Genomic DNA, 2896 nt, shown 5'->3' with positions numbered 1-2896 from the left:
GGGCTGCTGGACGGCGGTCATGGCGTCGGTGGGCAGTGTGGTGCGGATGAACTGGGGCCCGTCCGCCAGGCCCGGGGCGTCGACCGGGTGCCGGGTGGTGCCGCCGGAGAGCGCGCCCACGTTGTCGGTGGCCGGGTCGGCGGAGCGGGCGCGACCGGCCCAGGCCTCCAGGGTGAACTTGCCGGGGTAGCCCTGGCTGATGCTGGTGATCAGGTCGGCGGACTGCCGGCCGGGCCGCAGGTGCGGGCCGAAGGCGCGTTCCACGATCCCGTCGTCGAAGTCGCCGTAGCGCACCGGCAGGACGACGGCCCGTACCTCGGCGGTGCTGCCGTCGGCCAGGGTGATCCGACGCCCGTGCAGTTGCAGGACGGCCGCGCCGGCGGGGTTGGCACGGCGCGGCTCGCTGTCCAGGCCGTACGGGTCGAAGCCGCTGACGAAGATCCGCCGTACCGCCCGGCTGCTGCTGAAGCCGTCGTCCAGGCCGCGCGACGCGTCCTCGAAGCGGGCCCGCAGCTCGGCGTGGTCGATGTCGAACCCGGGCTCCCAGCGGGCCAGTTGGACGGTCATGGCGAGCCTGGTCCAGTACAGTGGGCGGTCGTCGAGGGCGGGTAGCTCGCCGTTCGGGCGCCGGCCCTGGGCGCGGTCCACGCCGGCCCGCCAGAGCGCCCGGCCCCAGGCGTCCACGACCCGCTCGGCCCGGTGGGCGCTGCGGGCGGCGCACAGGGCGGCGGGGAAGCCGCGGAGCAGGTCGTCGAGGCCGGAGCGCTCGGTGAAGGCGGCCGTCCGGGCGTCCTGGAGGCGGGCCTGTTCCGCGTCCAGGGGCGCGGTGGTGACGGTCCGGCAGCCGGCTGGCGCCGCGTGGGCGGCGGCCGGGGCGAGCAGGGCGGCGAACGTTCCGGTGAGCGCGGTGGCCACGGCGGCGGCCCGTCCGGATGCGCGTCCGGATGCGCGTCCGGCGGCGCGGGAAGCGGCGCGGCGAAGGCGTGTCATGTGACCTGACAATAGGTTGCGGGCTGACGCCCCGCCAGGGTGCCTGCTCCGTATCCGCACCCTCCCCGCCGGCCTGCCGGAACGCCCGGTCCGCCTCTGGCGTGCTCCCGATGTGCTCCTGATGCGCTTCTGACGGTGCGGGCGGGAACCGGCGCGATCTCTACAGCGTTGTCGTGGTCGAACAGCGTGAATCGGATGGTGGTGGAGGAAACCCCATGAGTGTGGCCCTGACGAAGGGCGGCAACGTCTCCCTGGGCCGGCAGGCCCCCGGGCTGCGGACGGTGCGGGTCTGCCTCGGCTGGACGGCGGGCGCCGGGTACGACCTGGACGCCAGCGCGCTGCTCTGCGGCGCCTCCGGGAAGGTCCTCACGGACCAGCACTTCGTCTTCTTCAACAACCTGCAGAGCCCGGACGGTTCGGTCCGACACCAGGGCGGCAGTGGCGGCAACGGCAGCAACGGCAGCGGCGGCGGCGAGGACCGCGAGCGGATCGACGTCCGGCTCGCGGACGTCTCCGCCGACGTGCAGCGGATCGTCTTCCCGGTGGCGATCTACGACGCGACGCAGCGGCGCCAGACCTTCGGGCAGGTCCGCGGCGCGTACATCCGGCTCGTCGACGCGGACGGCGGCGGCGAGGTGGCCCGCTACGACGTGGCGCCGGAGGCGGGCAGCGAGACGGCGATGGTGTTCGGCGAGCTCTACCGGCACGGCGCGGACTGGAAGTTCCGCGCCGTCGGGCAGGGGTACGCCTCCGGGCTCGCGGGCATCGCCACCGACTTCGGCGTGGACGTGCTGCAGCCCGCGCCCGCCGCGGCAACCGCCCCGGCGCCTGCCGCCGCGCCCGTCCCCGCCGTGCCCGCGGTGCCCGCGGTGCCGCCGCCGGTCGCACCGCCCGTTCCGAAGACCCAGCCAGTACCAGGGAGTTCACCCGTGACGTGTTTCTTCGACCCCTCGCACGGCCCCGGCTCGGCCGTCGTGCTGTGGCAGCCGCAGTGGGGCGTGCCGCGCCAGGTCGAGACCTGTGCCGCCTGCGCCCAGCGGGTGCAGACCACCGTCCCGCCGTTCTACACCCCGCCGCAGGCCGGTTACCCGCAGGCCGGTTACCCGCAGCCGGTCCAGCAGCAGGGGTACCCGCAGGCGCCCGACCAGCAGCAGGCGCAGGGGGGCCGCCGCTTCGGAACCGGCGCGATGATCGGCGCGGGCGCGGCCGGCCTGGTGGGCGGCGTGCTGCTCAACGAGGCGCTGAGCGACGACGGGCCCGAGGTGGTCGTGAACAACTACTACGAGGACGACGGCTTCTTCTAAGCCGACCACGTTCCGTGACCTCGACGGCCGCACAACGCACCCGCGTTGTGCGGCCGTTCGGCGTTCTTCACGAGCCCTGCCGCCGGTACGCCCCGGCTCGGGCGGCGGCCTCGGCGGCGGTCGCGGCGCGGTCGGCGGCCGCCTCGTCGAGCGGCTCGGCGGTGGTGAGCATCCGGTAGTAGAGCGGCGCCGAGACGGCCCGGATCACCTCGAACTCATCGGTGTCCGGCGGGAGTTCGCCGCGTTCGACGGCCTCGGTGACGCACGGCGCCCACTCCTCGACCCGGCGCTGGTAGAAGCGCCGCAGGGCCTCGGCCGTACCCGGATCGCCGTTGGCCGCCACCAGGACCGCGCGGAACAGCGCGCCCTGGCGCGGGTCGGCCAGGGTGCGCTGGACCAGCCGGGCGTTGGCCCGGAGGTCCTCGGCAAGCGAGCCGCTGCAGGTGCGCGGCAGGGACTGCTCGGCCATGTCCACCAGCAGATCGGCGACCAGGGCGGTGGTGCTGCCCCAGCGGCGGTAGACGGTGGTGCGGCCGACCTCGGCGCGCTGGGCGAGGTCGGCGAGGTCGAGGCCGCTGAAGCCGCGCTCGACCAGGGCGTCC

3 protein-coding genes are annotated in these 2896 nt (G+C 75.1%); 1 reads left to right on the top strand and 2 read right to left on the bottom strand.

Annotated features, from left to right (window positions below; translation table 11 throughout):
- The coding region (locus J0670_RS34700; protein ID WP_207816416.1) for a pyroglutamyl peptidase at nt 1–990 on the bottom strand (990 nt) is incomplete at its 3' end.
- A 215-nt stretch (nt 991–1205) separates the two neighbouring features.
- On the opposite strand from J0670_RS34700, the gene J0670_RS40100 reads away from it, so the two are divergent.
- Nucleotides 1206–2294, top strand: coding sequence for a TerD family protein (locus tag J0670_RS40100; RefSeq protein ID WP_207816415.1), 1089 nt, complete (start codon nt 1206–1208; stop codon nt 2292–2294).
- A gap of 67 nt (nt 2295–2361) precedes the next feature.
- Here J0670_RS40100 and J0670_RS34690 read toward each other — a convergent pair.
- Nucleotides 2362–2896, bottom strand: a 535-nt coding sequence (locus J0670_RS34690; protein WP_207816413.1) for a TetR/AcrR family transcriptional regulator, incomplete at its 5' end; no start/stop codon positions are given.

Origin of the sequence: Streptomyces sp. FH025 (genome assembly GCF_017427025.1) — a bacterium.
In the GTDB taxonomy this organism is placed as follows: Bacteria; Actinomycetota; Actinomycetes; order Streptomycetales; family Streptomycetaceae; genus Kitasatospora.
Note: the sequence above shows the minus strand (reverse complement) of the source record. Positions and strands in the feature narration are given on the sequence as shown.